The organism is Micromonospora taraxaci, from assembly GCF_007830095.1.
Lineage (GTDB): Bacteria > Actinomycetota > Actinomycetes > Mycobacteriales > Micromonosporaceae > Micromonospora > Micromonospora taraxaci.
In genome coordinates this window covers 1,348,638-1,364,547 of the sequence record NZ_VIWZ01000001.1, presented here as the reverse complement: position 1 = coordinate 1,364,547, position 15,910 = coordinate 1,348,638, and the positions used below count along the sequence as shown (strand labels likewise).

Sequence of the window (15,910 nt, the reverse complement as noted above, 5' to 3'; positions counted from 1 at the left end):
AAATCCTGTGAGTCGCGGCCGACTGATTTTCCGACTCAGCGCAACAGGCGGCGCAGCCCGTCCAGGGCGCCGTCGAGCAACCTGATCGCGGTGCGGAGTTGCGTTTCGCTGAACCGTCGGGCGCGCACGAGTTGACCCACCTCGGAAGTGAACGCGGCCAGCCGCGTGTCGAACTCATCGAGCAGCGCGGTGTGCGGCCCGGCGGCCGACGCCGGCCGGGGCGGCGGTGCGGGCGTCTCCCACCGGGTACGCCGAGTTTGCCGGGTGGCCTCGCTCAGCTCCCGTTTGAGGTCGCGCACTGACCCGCGTACCTCGCTGCGGATCTCGCCGGCCAGGCTGGAGAGGTCGGCCACCGAGGCCGCGATGTCCGCTTCCAGCTCGGTCAACTCGCCGGCCCGCTGGTGCAGCTCGGCACGACCGGCGTCGGTGATGTCGTACGTCTTACGGCCGCCGGCTGCGGTGTGGCTGACCAGGCCCTCGACCTCCAACCGTTGGAGGCGGGGATAGATGGTGCCGGCGCTGGGCGCGTAGAGCCCGAGGAACCGGTCCTCCAGCAGGCGGATCAGCTCGTACCCGTGCTTCGGGCCGTCGTCGAGGAGCTTGAGCAGGTAGAGCCGGAGCCGACCGTGGCTGAACACGGCGGTCACGGCAGCTCCTCGGAATCGTCGTCGACGGCTCGGGCGAGCAGGGCGATGCTCCCCGAGGTCGCGGAAGCCCAGAGCTTACCTTCGCCCGCGCCGAGCACTCCCTCGCTGCTGCGCAGCGGGAACGTCGAGGTACGGATCTGCGGGAACCCGCTGGTGATCCGGCCCGAGGCGGTCTGCAGCTGGACGGCGAGGTCGCTGTCCTCGCGGACCCGGACGGTGATGCCGCCCGAGATGGTGGTCAGCCGGATCTCGCTTCGTCGAGGGTTCTCCACGAGGTCGCAGGTGATCGCGCCGGAGACGGTCTGCGCCCGCACCCGGTCGGCGGCGCTGTCGGCGAGGATCACCTCGCCGGAGACCGTCTCCATCGAGAGGTCGCCACGGATGCCGAGCGCCTCCACCGGCCCGGACGTGATCGTCGCGGAGGTGTTGCCCCGCAGGCCCATCAGGGTGATCTGGCCGGAGACGACGTGCACTGTTGTCTGCCGACGCAGGCCGGAGGCGACCAGCGAGCCCGCGACCAGGCCCAGATCGGCGAGGACGTCGGCGGGCACGGCGACGGAGACGTCCACCCGCGGGTAGCGGTGGATCATCCGAAACCACCGCAGGACGTCCGACCAGCTCCGACCGCGCTCCTGGCGGATGCTGAGCCGACCGTCGGAGTGGTCGATCAGGACCGGCCGGCGACCGACCTGGGTGACGTCGATCCGGGTGGGGCCGTCGGTGGCGACCACGTTGAGCCGTCCGCTCACCAGCCGGACGTCCAGCCGGGTGACCGGACCGTCCACGGTGAGCCGCTGCGGGCTCTCGACCGTCCATCCGGTCATTGCGTCCCCCTCTCGACGATGCGGCGCGCCGACACGCGCCGCACACTGAGACACTAACGCGATACATCGCGACACACAAGATAGGTCGCGAGCTGGTGGGCCGCCGACGAACCCCAAGATCCGCGCAACTTCCCGGATGGTGCTGCCTCAGGCGCGCGGGAGGCAGCAGCTTCCCCGATGTTGCGCGGATCTTGGCCCTCAGGCCGCCAGGTCCAGCTCGCGACCTGCGACCGGCGTCGGAACGGGGACCGCCGGGGTCGATGTGGGAACCGCACGCAACCGGGTCCGCGTCGTCGCTTCCGATGCGGGCAACAGGTGTACGGCCGACTCGGCGGCCCGGGCCAGCAACCGCCGGTCGGCGTCACGGGCGGGGTGCAGCGCGGCGGCGATCGTCACCGAGACCACGATCTCCCGCGCCGCGACAACCCGGGCCACCGACCGCAGCAGGGTGTCCGCGCCGAGGAAGGCGGTCGCCGTGGTCCCGGAGCCGGTGGCGTCACAGCGGTAGGCGAGCCGCAGCGGCACCACCGGGCTGCCCGCGTCGATGGCGGCCTGGAACGTCGCGGGCCGGAAACCCCCACCAGGGCGGCAGTCGGCGGCACCGTCACCAGCACACCAGGTCGTACCCTCCGGGAAGACCGCCACCGATCGGCCGGCGCGCAACGCGTCAGCGACCCGGCCGACGGTGTTCGGCAGCGCCATCGGGCGGGACCGGTCCACGAAGACCGTGCCCGCCGCCGCTGCCAGCAGGCCGACCACCGGCCAGGAGCGGATCTCCCGTTTCGCGACCATCCGGGTGGGCGCGACGGCCAGCACCGCGAGGATGTCCAGCCACGAGACATGGTTGGCGACCAGCAGCGCCCGCCGTCGGGGCAGCCGGCCCCGGATCACCAGCCGGACGCCGAAGGCGCGAGTGGTGGCCCGGGCCCAGCCGCGTACCGCCGCCTGCCGTTCCCGGGTCGGAAGCACCGGCAGTAGCAGCACCAGGCCGACCCCGGCCACCAGCATGCCGGCCGCCGCGACCAACCGCAGCACCCGACGGGCCACCGGCACCGTGGGCACCTCGCCGGCCGCCGGCAGGCAGGCGTCGTCGCAGCCCGAGGAGGGCCGCCACAGGTCGTGCGCCACGGCGGTCACCGCTGCTCCCCGCCCAGGAAGTGTCGCAGGTACCGCGGGTTCATCCGGTCCAGCGAGAAGAGCACGTAGAAGTCCGCGCACCCGAAGTCGCTGTCGTACGCGGGCTCGCCGCAGATCCACGCGCCGAGCCGGAGGTAGCCCCGCAGCAGCGGCGGCACCACGACGCGCCCGGCCGGCTCGGCGGTGGTCACCGGCGCAGCGGCGGCCGGCTCGGCGAACCAGGGTCGCAGTGGGCGGACCCGCAGCGGCGGCGGCGACAGGTGCCGCGCCTGAGCCTGGGCCCAGACCTCGGTGACCGTCCGCCCACCGTCGTCCACCGGCACCGAGGCGCAGCCGCCGAGCCAGCGGGAACCGCGCAGGTGCAGGTAGCGCGTGAGGCCGGCCCACATCAGGTTGATCACCGCGCCGGAGCGGTGGTCCGGATGCACACAGGACCGGCCCGTCTCCACCAGGTCGTCGCGGAGGGAGTCGAGCGCGGTGAGGTCGAACTCGTCCTCGGCGTACCGGCGGGAGGTCCGGCCGGGCGGCAGCAGCCGGTAGGTGCCGACCACCGCGCCGGTGCTGTCCTCACGGACGATCAGATGGTCGCAGTACGCGTCGAAGGGATCCACGTCCAACCCGGCCTGGCCAGGCAGGAGGGTGGCGCCGAGCTCGGTGGCGAACACCTCGTGGCGCAGGCGTTGCGCGGCCGCGACCTGGGTGGGGTCGTCGGCGATCAGCAGGGTGTATCCGCTGGTCTTCAGGGGTGCGCCAGCGGCATGCAGAACGGCCATGGGATCTGTGTAGGTGCCCGGGTTGCCATTCACGGGGACCACTGGTGTCGATCGGATGAACGCCGGCAGGCGAGACCGCGAGCACCACCAGGTTCCGCCCGTGCGAGGCTGCCGGGACGGCCGGCAAGGACGCTGGTACGCCACCTGGAGGTCGACGATGCGCATCGAGTCCCGCTACAACGGGCCCACCGGCTCCGGTAACGGCGGATGGAGCGCGGGGATGTTCGCCGCCGAGGCGGGCGGCACCGGGCCGGTCGAGGTGACACTGCGCCGGCCACCGCCACTGGAGACCGAGCTGAGCCTGGTCGACGGCGAGGTCCGGGACCCGGCCGGGGAACTGGTGGCCGAGGTACGCCCGGTCGACGCGGTCGATGCCGTCGTACCCCCGGTCGACCTGGAGACCGCGGTGGCCGCCGCGACCCGCTACCCGGGGCTGGTCGAGCATCCGTTCCCCGGCTGTTACGTCTGCGGACCGCAGCGGGCCGACGGGCTGCGGATCTTCCCCGGCCGGTTGCCGGACGGACGGACCGCCGCGCCGTTCCGGGCCCCCGAGCAGGTCAGCGAGGCCACGGTCTGGGCGGCGTTGGACTGTCCCGGCGGGTGGACGGTGCTCGCGCCGGGACGCCCGTACCTGCTGGGCCGGATCGCCGCCGTGGTCGGGGCACTGCCGGCGCCGGGCGACGAGTGCGTGGTGACCGGGGCGCTGCTCGGCGTCGACGGACGCAAGGCAGCCGTGCACACCAGCCTGTACGGCCCGGACGGCGCGCTGCTGGGCGCGGCACGGGCGACCTGGATCGCCCGCTGATCCCGGTCGTCAACCGCAGGGAGGACCCGCCTCCACCCTGAGACGGATCAGGACATACGGACCGCGCCTGATTGACCTTGTTGCATTGGGCCGTCACGCTGTGCCACGGCGTACCTCGACGCCACGCACGGGAGGAGAACGATGACTGACGGGCAGAGAAGCCCCACCAGCGACGGTCAGATCGTGGTGTCCGGTCTGACAAAGCAGTACAAGAACGTCCGGGCGGTGAACAACCTGTCCTTCACCGTGGCGCCGGGGCGGGTGACCGGCTTCCTCGGCCCGAACGGCGCTGGTAAGACCACCACGCTGCGCATGTTGCTGAACCTGGTCACGCCCACCGCCGGCACGGCCACCATCAGCGGCAGCCGGTACGCGGACCTCGCCGACCCGCTGCGGCACGTCGGCGCGATCCTGGAGGCGTCCAGCGCGCACAAGGGCCGCACCGGCATCAACCACCTGCGGGTGATCTGCGCGGCGGCCGGGCTGCCCAAGCAGCGGGCCGCCGAGGTGTTGGAACTGGTCGGGTTGACCCCGGCGGCGAAGCGCAAGTTCAAGGGTTACTCGCTGGGCATGAAGCAGCGGCTCGGTATCGCCGCCGCGATGCTCGGCGACCCCCGGGTGCTGATCCTGGACGAGCCGGCCAACGGGCTCGACCCGGAGGGCATCCGGTGGATGCGTGGGTTCCTCAAGAACCTCGCCCACGAGGGTCGTACGGTGCTGGTCTCCAGCCACCTGCTGTCCGAGATGCAGCTGCTCGCCGACGACGTGGTGATCATCGCCGCCGGCCAGTTGATCCGGCAGGGCCCGGTCGACCAGGTGCTCGGGTCGATGGCACAGGGCGCGCAGGTCCGGGTGCGTACGCCGCAGGCCGAGGCGCTGACCACAGCGCTCAAGGCGCAGTCGGCGACGGTGAACGTCGACGAGCAGGGCGTGCTGCTGGTCAGCGGGGTGGACGCGCCGACCATCGGCCGCGCCGCCCTCGCCGCCGGCGTGGAACTGCACGAACTGACCACCGAACGGCCCGACCTGGAACGGGTCTTCCTGGAGCTGACGGCCGGAAAGGCGGGCATCCGATGAACCTGGTCCGATCCGAGCTGCTCAAGATCCGCACCACCAACACCTGGTGGATCTTCGCGCTCATCTCGCTGCCGCTCTGGGCGCTCACCCTGCTGATCAACTGGTTGCAGGCCGACACCCTGACCAACGGCAACCTCGGCGAGGTGCCGGCCGACCAGGCCGACACCCTGGCGGCGGCGGCCAGCGCGGACGCGCTCTCCTCGAACCTGTTCACCACCGGGCAGTTCTTCGGCCTGCTGATTGTGATGCTGCTCGGCATCATCGTGGTGACCAGCGAGTTCTTCCACCAGACGGTCACCACCACGTTCCTCACCAACCCGCACCGCACCGCCGTGATGAGCGCCAAGCTGGTCGCGGCGGGCGTGCTGGCGCTGCTGTTCTGGTTGGTGACCACCGCGTTCAACCTGGTTGCCGGTTCGGCGGTGCTGAACGCCATCGGGCTCGACTCACAACTGGGCAACGAGGCCGCGTGGCGGGCGATCGGGTTGAACCTGCTCGCGTACCTGCTCTGGGCGGTGTTCGGAGTCGGCATCGGCGTGCTGCTGCGCAGCCAGATCGGTGCCACAGTGACCGGCATCCTGCTCTACCTGGGCGGCTCGATCGGCGCCATCTTCGTGATCGCCATCCTGGCCGACCGGTGGGGTGACTGGATCAACAACCTCCAGTTGCTGGTGCCGTCGTTGGCCTCGTCGCTGATGGTCACCGGGGCCGACATTCCGGGCAACCCGCCGCGCTGGGCCGGGGCCGCCGTCCTGATCGGGTACGCGGTGGTGACCGGCGTGGTCGGCACCCTGCTGATGCGTCGACGCGACATCTCCTGACCGGTGCCGGGGTGGCGGCAGCGCCGCCGTCACCCCGGAACGCCGGCCCGGCTCACCCGCCAGGGCAGCCCCGCCCGCCGCTGCGCGGTATGCACTGGGTGACCGCCGGGGCGGGCTCGTCATCGGCGGGCGTGTGGCCGATCAGGACCCCGGTGGCCATCCGGCCGACCAGAACGACCATCAGATACACCATCACCATCCCGCCGACCGCCCAGCGGAAGTGCCGGCTCCAGTCCGCATCGCCGGCCAGCCACAGCCCGACAATCGGCAGCGCGTTGAGCAGGAGAGCGGCGATCAGCACGGCGTCGGTGCCGGCGCCGAACGCCTGTGCCGCCTCGCGGGTCGGCGCGTACGGCTTCGAGGTGCGCCGGATCAGGCCCACCACAAGCAGGAACGGCACCCCGTACAACCAGACGAAGAAGAGCCCTCCGAGGCCGAGCCGCTTCACGAGCGCCCCGCGTACACGGCCGCGCAGATCGTGACGGTCACCAGTGCGGACAGGGTGCCGGCGAGCACCGCCGAGGGCACCAGCCGGACGAGCAGCGCGGTCACCAGCGCCGTCACGACGAGCAACCCGGCGAGCACCGGCCCGCCCCACACCAGCATGACCAGCGCCAGGGACTCCCCCGGCGACAGGCAACTGAACCAGGCCGAACAGTCCGTCGCCGGCGGACTCGGCACACTCGCCAGACCCACCGCCACGGCCGCACCGACCGTCACGTACCAACCGGACGCCACCGCCACACTCCGGCCGTAGCGCCCCCGTACCCCGTTGTGATCCATGCGAAGGATCCTCACCGGACTTGCGACGCGAAGACATCGGCATCCGTACTCAGTTGCCTGCCGTTACGCTCCCGACGGCCCACCTAGGGCCTGTTTCATAAGGGCGGTCGAGCCGAGGCGGAGTCCGGGCGGCGATCCGGCAAGGCGCGGTTTCGTCCGGATACCGGTGTTGTATCCGGACGAAACCGCAACGCCGCCGGGCGTCGTCCGGGCCCGCCGCAGGCCGGCCAGGTCTTATGAAACAGGCCCTAGCAGTTGGCGGCCGACCACGCAGCGGTTGGTGAACTTCTGGCATCTTCTGTGAAACCGGCCACGGGACCGAGGCGGAAATGCCTGCGGGATCCGCACGGCGTAGCCTGGGAACCGTCCAGTTCGCGCTCCCTAACCGGGCGCGAGGGACGCACCGCGTGCCACACAAACCCGCGTGAAAGAGGCGATTACCGGCCGTGTCGACCCAGCAGACTTCGCAGGAGAACCCACTAGCGGGTTTCGGCCCGAATGAGTGGATCGTCGAGGAGATGTACCAGCGCTACCTCGCCGACCCAACGAGCGTCGATTCGGCCTGGCACGACTTCTTCGCCGACTACCGACCGGCGCCCGGAGCGGCCACCCCGCGTGGGGCCGAGTCGTCGGACAAGCCAGCCGCCGCTCCCGAGCCGGACGGCCAGCCCGAGGCTGCCGCCAAGGTGACTCAGTCGAGCACCACGGCGAAGCCGGCGAGCGCGCCGGCCGACGCGAAGCCGGCCGCCGCCCAGTCGGCACCGGCCAAGCCCGCCGCGACCAAGGCCGCGCCGGAGAAGGCCGCACCGGCCAAGCCGGCCGCCAAGGCCGCCGCGCCGACCGCTGACGGTCCGCAGACCACGCCGCTGCGTGGCGTCGCCGCGAAGATCGTCCAGAACATGGACGCCTCGCTGAGCGTGCCCACCGCGACCAGCGTCCGCGCGGTCCCGGCGAAGCTGCTGGTCGACAACCGCATCGTGATCAACAACCACCTCGCCCGGGGGCGCGGTGGCAAGGTCAGCTTCACCCACCTGGTCGGCTACGCGATGGTCCGGGCGCTGGTCCAGCACCCGGAGATGAACAACTCCTTCGCCGAGGCCAACGGCAAGCCGGCGGTGGTCCGCCCGGCACACGTCAACCTCGGCATCGCGATCGACCTGGCCAAGCCGGACGGCAGCCGAAACCTGGTGGTCCCCTCCATCAAGGGCTGCGAGCAGATGGACTTCCGGCAGTTCTGGCAGGCGTACGAGGACGTGGTCCGACGGGCGCGGCGCAACGAGCTGACCATGGAGGACTACTCCGGCACCACGATCTCGCTGACCAACCCGGGCGGCATCGGCACCGTGCACTCGATGCCACGGCTCATGCAGGGGCAGAGCGCGATCATCGGCGTCGGCGCGATGGAGTACCCGGCCCCCTACCAGGGCATGTCCGAGGCCACCCTGGCCGAACTGGCCGTCAGCAAGATCATCACGCTGACCAGCACGTACGACCACCGGATCATCCAGGGCGCGCAGTCCGGCGAGTTCCTCAAGGTCATGCACGAGCTGATCCTGGGTGAGCACGGCTTCTACGACCAGATCTTCACCGCGCTGCGCATCCCGTACGAGCCGGTGCGCTGGATGCGCGACGTGGCGGTCAGCTCCGAGGGGCAGATCAACAAGACCGCCCGGGTGCACGAGCTGATCCACGCGTACCGGGTGCGCGGTCACCTGATGGCCGACACCGACCCACTCGAGTTCAAGATCCGCAAGCACCCCGACCTGGACGTCCTCCAGCACGGGCTGACCCTGTGGGACCTGGACCGGGAGTTCCCGGTCAACGGCTTCGCCGGCCGCCAGCGGATGAAGCTGCGCGAGATTCTCGGGGTGCTGCGCGACTCGTACTGCCGCCGGGTCGGCATCGAGTACATGCACATCCAGGACCCGGAGGAGCGGCGCTGGGTCCAAGAGCGCATCGAGCGCAAGTACGAGAAGCCGTCGGCAGACGAGCAGAAGCACGTGCTCAACCGGCTCAACGCCGCCGAGGCGTTCGAGACCTTCCTGCAGACCAAGTACGTGGGCCAGAAGCGCTTCTCGCTGGAGGGTGGCGAGTCGCTGATCCCACTGCTCGGTGAGGTCCTGGAGTCCTCCGCCGAGAACGGCCTGGACGAGGTCGTCATCGGCATGGCCCACCGGGGTCGGCTCAACGTGCTGGCCAACATCGTCGGCAAGCCGTACGAGAAGATCTTCTCGGAGTTCGAGGGTCACCTGGACCCGCGCTCGACGCAAGGCTCCGGCGACGTGAAGTACCACCTGGGCCAGAACGGCAAGTTCACCACCCCCGACGGCGAGCACGCGGTCAAGGTGTCGGTGGTGGCCAACCCGTCGCACCTGGAGGCCGTCGACCCGGTGCTGGAGGGCATCGTCCGGGCCAAGCAGGACCGGATCGACCTCAAGCTGGAGGGCTACACGGTGCTGCCGCTGGCGGTGCACGGAGACGCCGCGTTCGCCGGGCAGGGTGTGGTCGCCGAGACCCTCAACCTGTCGCAGCTGCGCGGTTACCGCACCGGTGGCACCGTGCACGTGGTGGTCAACAACCAGGTCGGCTTCACCACCGCCCCGGAATACAGCCGGTCCAGCCTCTACAGCACCGACGTGGCCCGGATGATCCAGGCGCCGATCTTCCACGTCAACGGCGACGACCCCGAGGCCGTGGTCCGGGTTGCCCGGCTGGCCTTCGAATACCGGCAGACGTTCAACAAGGACGTCGTGATCGACATGGTCTGCTACCGCCGGCGCGGGCACAACGAGGGCGACGACCCGTCGATGTCCAACCCGCAGATGTACAAGATCATCGACTCGAAGCGTTCGGTCCGCAAGCTCTACACCGAGGAGCTGATCGGTCGCGGCGACATCACCGTGGAGGACGCGGAGGAGCTGCTCCGCGACTACCAGGCGCAGCTGGAGAAGGTCTTCAAGGCCACCCGGGACGCCGCCTCGGCACCACGCCAGCTCAACCGGCCGCGCCGCGAGGAGGAGCCGGAGCCGCAGGTCGACACGGCCACCGACGCGTCGGTGGTGAAGGCCATCGGCGAGGCGCACATCAACCTGCCGGAGGGCTTCACCCCGCACAAGCGGATCCAGCAGCTGCTCGACCGGCGGGCCAAGATGTCCGTCGAGGGCAACATCGACTGGGGCTACGGCGAGATCATCGCGTTCGGGTCGCTGCTGCACGACGGGATCACCGTCCGGCTCGCCGGTCAGGACTCACGTCGCGGCACGTTCGTCCAGCGGCACGCCTCGGTGGTCGACTCCCGCACCGGGGACGACTACCTGCCGCTGAAGTCGCTCACCGGCGACGGTGAGCGCTCCCGGTTCTTCGTGCACGACTCGCTGCTCAGCGAGTACGCGGCGATGGGCTTCGAGTACGGCTACTCGGTGGAGAACATCAACGCCCTCGTCGCCTGGGAGGCCCAGTTCGGCGACTTCGTCAACGGCGCCCAGTCGGTGATCGACGAGTTCATCTCCTCGGGTGAGGTGAAGTGGGGCCAGCGCTCCGCCGTCACCCTGCTGCTGCCGCACGGCCACGAGGGCCAGGGCCCGGACCACACCTCCGGGCGGCCGGAGCGGTTCCTGCAGATGTGCGCCGAGGACAACATGCGGGTGGCCATCCCGACCACCCCGGCGAACTACTTCCACCTGCTGCGCCGCCAGGCCCTGTCACCCAAGCGCAAGCCGCTGGTGGTGTTCACGCCGAAGTCGCTGCTGCGGCACAAGCTCTGCGTCTCCTCGGTGGAGGACTTCACCACCGGCACCTTCCAGCCGGTGCTGCGGGACACCGCCGCTCCGGCACCGGAGGCGGTGAAGCGGGTGCTGCTCTGCTCGGGCAAGGTCTACTACGACCTGTTCCAGGCCCGGCAGGAGCGCGGCGTCACCGACACGGCGATCCTCCGGATCGAGCAGCTGTACCCGCTGCCGGTGGAGGAGATCCGGGCTGCGCTGGCGCAGTACCCGAACGCGGAGGACTTCGCCTGGGTGCAGGAGGAGCCGGCCAACCAGGGTGCCTGGTCGTTCGTCGCGCTCAACCTGCTGGAGCACCTGACCGACGTGCGCCTGCGGCGGATCTCCCGCCCGGCCGCGGCCGCCCCGGCGGTCGGCTCGGCCAAGACCCACGAGGTCGAGCAGACCGCGCTGATCGAGGCGGCTCTCCCCCGCCCGTGACCTGACCGCACCACGCGAGCCGGGGCAGGGCCGTTTCCACGGTCCTGCCCCGGCTCGCGTCGGTCCACCCGCCCGGCCAATGCCGGGCCGAGCACGAGGACGCACGCATGTACTTCACCGACCGTGGCATCGAGGAACTGGTCGAGCGCCGAGGCGACGAGCAGGTGACCCTGGAGTGGCTCGGCGAACGCCTGCGCGATTTCGTCGACCTCAACCCCGACTTCGAAACCCCCATCGAGCGGCTGGCCACGTACCTGGCCCGCCTGGACGATCCCGACGACGACGACGCATGATTCCGTTCCGCCCCCGGTGATCAAGAGCTTTCGGTCACCATGGGGGCCGGAACTGACGCGAACGTCTTGATCACCGAGTGTGGGGTGGGGGTGGGGTTGTGGCTCGGAGTGTTTACCTGACCAGCGTCGGTTCTGGTGGGGGGAAGTCGACTGTCGCCCTCGGGCTGGCAGAGCTGTTGTCGCGGCAGGTGGGGCGGATCGGCGTCTTTCGGCCACTGGTGGCCTCCAGCGGCGCGGACCCGATCCTCGCCCTGCTCAGCGAGCGGTACCGGGTCGAGGTGCCCCTCGCCGAACTGGCCGGGGCCACGTACGCCGAGGCGGCGACGCTGGTCGCCGACGGCCGGCGTGAGGAACTGATCTCCGCCGTCGTCGAGCGGTACCGGGCGGTGGAGCGGCAGTGCCCGGCGGTCGTCGTGGTGGGCAGCGACTTCGACGACCCGGGCGACCCGGCCCACCCTCGGGAGCTGGCCTTCAACGCCCGGCTGGCCATCGAGTTCGGCAGTGTCGTGGTGCCGGTGGTGGACGGCTTCGGACAGGAGCCGGCCGCCGTGGCGGCGGCGGTGCGGGGGGCGTACCACGACCTGGCCGACCTGGGCGCGACGGTGCTCGCGGTGATCGCCAACCGGGTGACCGAGCCGATGACGTTGCCGGACCTGCCGGTCCCCGCGTACGCCATCCCGGAGGTGCCGAGCGTGTCGGCGCCGACGGTGGCCGAGGTGGCGGCGGCGCTCGGCGCCACACTGCTGGCCGGGGACGACGCCGCCCTCGGCCGGGACGTGCTGGACTTCGTGGTCGGTGCCGCGCACGTACCGACCCTGCTGGACCACCTCACCGAAGGCGCCCTGGTAATCACCCCCGGGGACCGGGCCGACCTGCTTGTCGCCGCGAGCGCCGCGCACGTGGCCGGGCAGGTGTCGGTTGCCGGGCTGGTACTCACCCTCGGCGAGCAGCCCGATCCCCGGGTCATGCGCTTGGTGGAGGGCCTGAACACCGGGTTGGCGGTGCTCTCCGTGGGCAGCGACAGCTACGACACGGTGGCCGCGTCCAGCCGGATCGAGGGTCGGCCCAGCGCGGCCAACCCGCGCAAGGTGGAGGCGGCGCTGGGCGCGTTCGAGCGCTGCGTCGACACCGACGACCTGGCCCGCCGACTGCGGGTCAGCCGCTCGGCGCGGGTCACCCCCCTGATGTTCGAGAACGAGCTGATCGACCGGGCCCGTTCGCACCGTCGGCACCTGGTGCTGCCGGAGGGCGCCGAGGACCGGATCCTGCGGGCGGCGGAGATCCTGCTGCGGCGTGGCGTGGCCGAGCTGACCCTGCTGGGCCGGCCGGACGACATCGCCCGCCGGACCCGTGAGCTGGGCATCGACCTCGGCGACGCGAACGTGGTCGACCCCGTCACCAGCGGCTGGCGGGACGAATTCGCTGTCGAGTACGCGCGGCTGCGCGCGCACCGGGGCGTGACCGCCGAGCTGGCGCACGACATCGTGGCGCAACCCAACTACTTCGGCACGCTGATGGTGGCGACCGGACGAGCCGACGGAATGGTCTCCGGCGCCACGCACACCACCGCCGCGACCATCCGACCGGCGTTCGAGATCATCCGTACCGTGCCAGAGGTCTCGGTGGCCTCCAGCGTCTTCTTCATGCTGCTCGCGGACCGGGTGCTGGTCTACGGCGACTGTGCCGTCAACCGCGACCCGGACGCCGCGCAGCTCGCCGACATCGCGATCTCGTCGGCCGACACCGCCGCCCGGTTCGGCATCGAACCCCGCGTGGCCATGCTGTCGTACTCCACCGGCAGCTCCGGCGCCGGTGAGGACGTGGAGAAGGTCGCCGCGGCGACCGCCCTGGTCCGGGAACGTCGGCCCGACCTGCTGGTCGAGGGGCCGATCCAGTACGACGCGGCGATCGACCCGGCGGTGGCGGCGACGAAGCTGCCGGGAAGCCCGGTCGCCGGTCACGCCACGGTCTTCATCTTCCCGGACCTGAACACCGGCAACAACACGTACAAGGCCGTCCAGCGCTCCGCGGGGGCGGTCGCCGTGGGCCCGGTGATGCAGGGCCTACGGCGGCCGGTGAACGACCTGTCCCGGGGCGCGGGAGTGCCGGACATCGTCAACACGGTGGCGATCACGGCCATCCAGGCGGCCAGCGAGGAGGCGTCGTGAGTCAGGTGCTGGTGCTCAACTGCGGGTCGTCGTCGGTCAAGTGGCGACGCTACGACGGTGACCGGGCCCTCGACCACGGCACCGTCGAGCGGGTCGGTGAACCCGGTGGCGGCCCGGCGGACCACGCCACCGCCGTCCGGCAGATCCTCGACGGCCTCGACCTCAACGGGCTGGCCGCGGTCGGGCACCGGGTGGTGCACGGCGGCCGGAAGTTCAGCGACCCGGTGCTGGTCGACGACGCGGTCCTGGCGGCGATCAGGGACCTGGTGCCGCTCGCCCCGCTGCACAACCCGGCGAACCTGGCGGGCGTCGAGGTGGCCCGGGCGGCATTGCCGGACATCCCGCAGGTCGCCGTCTTCGACACCGCGTTCCACCACACCCTGCCGGAGGCCGTCGCGACGTACGCGATCGACCGGGACGTCGCCGAGCGGTACGACATCCGCCGGTACGGCTTCCACGGCACCTCGCACGCGTACGTGTCCCGCCGCACCGCCGAACTGCTGGGCCGCCCTTACGACGAACTGAACACGATCACCCTGCACCTGGGCAACGGGGCCAGCGCCTGCGCGGTGGCGAACGGTCGCAGCGTCGCCACCTCGATGGGCATGTCGCCCCTCCAGGGGCTGGTGATGGGCACCCGCAGCGGCGACCTGGACCCGACCGTGATCTTCCACCTGCGCCGGGAGGGTGGGTTGTCGGTCGACGAGATCGACGACCTGCTCAACCACCGCAGCGGCCTGCTCGGGCTGACCGGCGTCAACGACATGCGCGAGGTGCTCCAACGCCGGGCGGCCGGCGACCCGGCGGCGACATTGGCGTTCGACGTGTACTGCCGGCGCATCACCGGCTACGTCGGGGCGTACTACGCCCTGCTCGGCCGCGTCGACGCGATCGCCTTCACCGCTGGGGTGGGCGAGCACGCCGCGCCGGTGCGGGCCGCCGCGCTGGCCGGCCTGGAACGGCTCGGCATCAGCGTCGACGACACCCGCAACGACGGCGAGGGCGACCGGGTGATCTCACCCGACGAGGCCGAGGTGAGCGTCTGCGTCATCCGCACCGACGAGGAGCGGGAGATCGCCCGGCAGACCCGGGATGTGGTGGAGGGCAACTGACCAGGTCAGTTGCGCTTCGATCAGCTCAGCGCGAACCAGGCGACGACAGCCACCACCAGCACGACGACCACCGCGCCCACGATCAGGGGAAGGCGGGACGGGGCGTCCGTCGGCGCTGCGGCCTCCGGCGTCTGGGAGAAGGCACGGAACGCCTCGGTGTTGCCGCTGGGGTCGGTGTAGTTCTCAGCCATGCCGGTGACCCTAGCGAAGCTGGTCACGCCGCACCGTCCCCGGTCCGCGTCGTCCCAAGCTGGACCCGGCCGGCCGACGTGACCCGACCGGGTGGCGGGTACAGCCGGGCCGGACGGTGGGGTGGCTACGCCCGCCCAGGCACCTACCGTGGAACGATGGGGGCGGGGCGGCTGATCGCCGTGCTGATGACGGCGTTGTTGGCGGGTTGCGCGTCGGCGACACCCGAGGCCGACCAGGGCGACGCGCCAGCGTCAGCGCGTCGAGCGCCCGAGGGGTCGTACACGGTCGGCGTGCGTACGCTCACCCTCGATCCGCGCTCGGCACGCCCACTACCGGTGACCATCTGGTATCCGGTGTCGACCGACGGGGTGGCGGCCGGACGGTTCCCGGTGGTGATCTACAGCCACGGGCTGCACAGCCGACCCGATCTGCACGCCGGGCTGACCACCCGCTGGGCGGCGGCCGGGTTCGTGGTCGCCGCGCCCGCGTACCCGCACACCCGGCAGGGTGCCGCCCAGTTCAGCAGGGCCGACGTCCGCAACCAGCCCGCCGACGCCTGGCGGTTGGTCCGGCACCTGGGCCGTCTCGACCGGCGTCGCGACGACCCGCTCGCCGGGCACCTGGACCTGACGGCGGTGGCCGCCGCCGGGCACTCGGCAGGTGGCTTCACCACCTCCGGGATGTTCAGCGAGGGGCATCCGGCCCGGTTACGCGCGGGGATCGTCATCGCCGGCGGTGGGCTGCCCGGCAGCTTCGCGGGGCTGGCCGCGCCGGTGCTCTTCGTGCACGGCACCGCCGACGCGGTGGTGCCCCTGACGGTCGGCCGGGCAGCGTACGGGCGCACCCGAGGGCCGGCCGCGTTCCTCAGCCTGCTGGGGCAGGACCACGGCGCGTACCTGACGCCGGGCCACCCAGGGTTCGCCACTGTCGTCGCCACCACCACCGACTTCCTCCGCTGGACCCTCTACGGCGACCGGGCCGCCGGTGCGCGGCTGCCCGCCGTCGCCCGCTCCCCCCTGACCCGCTACGAGGCCCGCCCCGCCCCGTGAGACCGCCGACGCCGGACGCCCGATGCG

Annotated in this window: 15 protein-coding genes; 8 read left to right on the top strand and 7 right to left on the bottom strand. The window is 71.4% G+C overall.

What is annotated here, in order from left to right:
• Positions 1-35: 35 nt before the first annotated feature.
• The 4 genes from FHU34_RS06510 to FHU34_RS06495 all read right to left on the bottom strand — a co-directional run bounded on the left by FHU34_RS06510 (position 36) and on the right by FHU34_RS06495 (position 3,381).
• On the bottom strand, positions 36-647 hold the full coding sequence (locus tag FHU34_RS06510) for a PadR family transcriptional regulator (protein ID WP_145779144.1): 612 nt from the start codon (positions 645-647) through the stop codon (positions 36-38).
• Complete coding sequence (locus FHU34_RS06505) at positions 644-1,471, bottom strand: DUF4097 family beta strand repeat-containing protein (RefSeq protein WP_145779143.1); 828 nt, start codon at positions 1,469-1,471, stop codon at positions 644-646. The genes FHU34_RS06510 and FHU34_RS06505 overlap by 4 nt, the downstream gene beginning before the upstream one ends.
• Positions 1,472-1,669: 198 nt before the next feature.
• The gene (locus tag FHU34_RS06500; RefSeq protein ID WP_145779142.1) at positions 1,670-2,608 is read right to left on the bottom strand and encodes a lysophospholipid acyltransferase family protein; all 939 of its coding nucleotides are present in this window, start codon (positions 2,606-2,608) and stop codon (positions 1,670-1,672) included.
• The gene (locus FHU34_RS06495; protein ID WP_145779141.1) at positions 2,605-3,381 is read right to left on the bottom strand and encodes a GNAT family N-acetyltransferase; all 777 of its coding nucleotides are present in this window, start codon (positions 3,379-3,381) and stop codon (positions 2,605-2,607) included. Before FHU34_RS06495 ends, FHU34_RS06500 begins: the two co-directional genes overlap by 4 nt.
• Positions 3,382-3,538: 157 nt before the next feature.
• Between FHU34_RS06495 and FHU34_RS06490 the strand changes: the two genes are divergently transcribed.
• From FHU34_RS06490 to FHU34_RS06480, 3 genes are all read left to right on the top strand, one after another.
• Positions 3,539-4,186 carry a hypothetical protein gene (locus tag FHU34_RS06490; protein WP_145779140.1) on the top strand — a complete coding sequence of 216 codons (648 nt, stop codon included), beginning with the start codon at positions 3,539-3,541 and terminating at the stop codon, positions 4,184-4,186.
• 141 nt (positions 4,187-4,327) lie between these two features.
• Positions 4,328-5,263 carry an ABC transporter ATP-binding protein gene (locus tag FHU34_RS06485; protein ID WP_145779139.1) on the top strand — a complete coding sequence of 312 codons (936 nt, stop codon included), beginning with the start codon at positions 4,328-4,330 and terminating at the stop codon, positions 5,261-5,263.
• Entirely contained in the window at positions 5,260-6,084 is an 825-nt protein-coding gene (locus FHU34_RS06480; protein WP_145779138.1) for an ABC transporter permease subunit, read from the top strand. The genes FHU34_RS06485 and FHU34_RS06480 overlap by 4 nt, the downstream gene beginning before the upstream one ends.
• A 52-nt stretch (positions 6,085-6,136) precedes the next feature.
• Here the strand turns inward: FHU34_RS06480 and FHU34_RS06475 are convergent, their stop codons facing one another.
• Positions 6,137-6,532: a hypothetical protein gene (locus FHU34_RS06475; protein WP_145779137.1), complete on the bottom strand. Its 396-nt coding sequence runs from the start codon at positions 6,530-6,532 to the stop codon at positions 6,137-6,139.
• Positions 6,529-6,867 carry a hypothetical protein gene (locus FHU34_RS06470; RefSeq protein ID WP_145779136.1) on the bottom strand — a complete coding sequence of 113 codons (339 nt, stop codon included), beginning with the start codon at positions 6,865-6,867 and terminating at the stop codon, positions 6,529-6,531. Before FHU34_RS06470 ends, FHU34_RS06475 begins: the two co-directional genes overlap by 4 nt.
• 446 nt (positions 6,868-7,313) lie before the next feature.
• On the opposite strand from FHU34_RS06470, the gene FHU34_RS06465 reads away from it, so the two are divergent.
• The 4 genes from FHU34_RS06465 (at position 7,314) to FHU34_RS06450 (ending at position 14,642) form a co-directional block, all read left to right on the top strand.
• Positions 7,314-11,069: a multifunctional oxoglutarate decarboxylase/oxoglutarate dehydrogenase thiamine pyrophosphate-binding subunit/dihydrolipoyllysine-residue succinyltransferase subunit gene (locus FHU34_RS06465; protein ID WP_145779135.1), complete on the top strand. Its 3,756-nt coding sequence runs from the start codon at positions 7,314-7,316 to the stop codon at positions 11,067-11,069.
• Between the two features lie 107 nt (positions 11,070-11,176).
• Complete coding sequence (locus tag FHU34_RS06460; protein WP_088987811.1) at positions 11,177-11,362, top strand: DUF6104 family protein; 186 nt, start codon at positions 11,177-11,179, stop codon at positions 11,360-11,362.
• Between the two features lie 98 nt (positions 11,363-11,460).
• Positions 11,461-13,530, top strand: a complete 2,070-nt coding sequence (pta, locus tag FHU34_RS06455) for a phosphate acetyltransferase (RefSeq protein WP_145779134.1) — start codon at positions 11,461-11,463, stop codon at positions 13,528-13,530.
• Positions 13,527-14,642: an acetate/propionate family kinase gene (locus FHU34_RS06450; RefSeq protein WP_145779133.1), complete on the top strand. Its 1,116-nt coding sequence runs from the start codon at positions 13,527-13,529 to the stop codon at positions 14,640-14,642. The genes pta and FHU34_RS06450 overlap by 4 nt, the downstream gene beginning before the upstream one ends.
• Before the next feature lie 20 nt (positions 14,643-14,662).
• Here the strand turns inward: FHU34_RS06450 and FHU34_RS32860 are convergent, their stop codons facing one another.
• Complete coding sequence (locus tag FHU34_RS32860; protein WP_167393615.1) at positions 14,663-14,833, bottom strand: hypothetical protein; 171 nt, start codon at positions 14,831-14,833, stop codon at positions 14,663-14,665.
• 156 nt (positions 14,834-14,989) lie between these two features.
• Here FHU34_RS32860 and FHU34_RS06445 point away from each other — a divergent pair, with 156 nt between their 5' ends.
• Positions 14,990-15,883: an alpha/beta hydrolase family protein gene (locus tag FHU34_RS06445; RefSeq protein WP_145779132.1), complete on the top strand. Its 894-nt coding sequence runs from the start codon at positions 14,990-14,992 to the stop codon at positions 15,881-15,883.
• The last annotated feature ends 27 nt before the right edge of the window (positions 15,884-15,910 follow it).

Excerpts from the sequence above, each read along its gene's own strand:
- FHU34_RS06505 (WP_145779143.1), bottom strand. The coding sequence starts at position 1,471 with ATGACCGGATGGACGGTCGAGAGCCCGCAGCGGCTCACCGTGGACGGT.
- FHU34_RS06495 (WP_145779141.1), bottom strand. The coding sequence starts at position 3,381 with ATGGCCGTTCTGCATGCCGCTGGCGCACCCCTGAAGACCAGCGGATAC.
- FHU34_RS06490 (WP_145779140.1), top strand. The coding sequence starts at position 3,539 with ATGCGCATCGAGTCCCGCTACAACGGGCCCACCGGCTCCGGTAACGGC.
- FHU34_RS06485 (WP_145779139.1), top strand. The coding sequence starts at position 4,328 with ATGACTGACGGGCAGAGAAGCCCCACCAGCGACGGTCAGATCGTGGTG.
- FHU34_RS06480 (WP_145779138.1), top strand. The coding sequence starts at position 5,260 with ATGAACCTGGTCCGATCCGAGCTGCTCAAGATCCGCACCACCAACACC.
- FHU34_RS06470 (WP_145779136.1), bottom strand. The coding sequence starts at position 6,867 with ATGGATCACAACGGGGTACGGGGGCGCTACGGCCGGAGTGTGGCGGTG.
- FHU34_RS06460 (WP_088987811.1), top strand. The coding sequence starts at position 11,177 with ATGTACTTCACCGACCGTGGCATCGAGGAACTGGTCGAGCGCCGAGGC.
- FHU34_RS32860 (WP_167393615.1), bottom strand. The coding sequence starts at position 14,833 with ATGGCTGAGAACTACACCGACCCCAGCGGCAACACCGAGGCGTTCCGT.
- FHU34_RS06445 (WP_145779132.1), top strand. The coding sequence starts at position 14,990 with ATGGGGGCGGGGCGGCTGATCGCCGTGCTGATGACGGCGTTGTTGGCG.